The organism is Serratia sp. A07, from assembly GCF_058725505.1.
The window spans coordinates 1-697 of sequence record NZ_JBZXDO010000227.1 but is presented as its reverse complement, the minus strand read 5'-3'; the positions used below and the strand labels follow the sequence as shown (position 1 = coordinate 697).

The 697-nt window shown below is 62.0% G+C and carries 2 protein-coding genes; both read right to left on the bottom strand.

Annotated features, from left to right (window positions below; translation table 11 throughout):
- Nucleotides 1–247 precede the first annotated feature (247 nt).
- Nucleotides 248–484: a hypothetical protein gene (locus AC4PR2_RS29440; protein ID WP_492176118.1), complete on the bottom strand. Its 237-nt coding sequence runs from the start codon at nucleotides 482–484 to the stop codon at nucleotides 248–250.
- A gap of 9 nt (nucleotides 485–493) precedes the next feature.
- On the bottom strand, nucleotides 494–697 hold a 204-nt coding region (locus AC4PR2_RS29435; RefSeq protein ID WP_492176117.1), incomplete at its 5' end, for a YubE family protein.

Here is a 697-nt window from a genome sequence, read left to right as displayed (position 1 = left end):
TTGCGGCCCAACCGTGCCGGACTAGCGTTTGGGTACGGCTCTGGCCGTCACGACACCTGGGCGTCAGAGGAAAAGGATTAAAACGGTGTGGGCAGGCCCTGCCTGCGGCCTTTGCGGCGCCGGCCTGCCGGCAAGTGCCGCGTGGCGTTGGCCCTCTCGCGTGCGCGCGGCGCTCGATGCGCCAACGCGGACGCAGGCAACGTACGCAAAACCACCGGGCAAGGTCTCCCCCGCCCGGTCGCTGCCGTTATTCGCGTTCGTCGATGACGCCGTCAACAATATCGCGCAGAAAATCCCAACTGTAGCCAATATCCGCGTCATACCACCTGTTGGCGCGCCATACCGCCGTCTGGATTTCTGCCGCCGTAAGCGAGGCATCCATATCCAGAAAATCATCGGCCACCCATACCGAGCCGCAGCACGGCGTGTCCGGGTCAAACGCCCGCAGAAAATCGATAAAGCCGCCTACCGTCAGATTTCGCATACTTACCCCTCAATCCTTGAAATGGTGTTCCAGTTCGTTAATCGCTTTGTAGATTTCGATGTAACGGTCGTGCGCGTCCCGCAGGATATGACCCGCCAGGCGCTCGGCCAGCACGTCGCTGTTCCAGAAATACACGCTCACCAGCCCCCGTAGCCGCAGATGCAGCTCGCACATCTCATCGGCCAGCGCCGCAATGTCGGCGCGCAGCCCGTC

What these genes read in the sequence shown, in the direction of transcription:
- AC4PR2_RS29440 (WP_492176118.1), bottom strand. Translation starts at nt 484, where the DNA reads ATGCGAAATCTGACGGTAGGCGGCTTTATCGATTTTCTGCGGGCGTTT.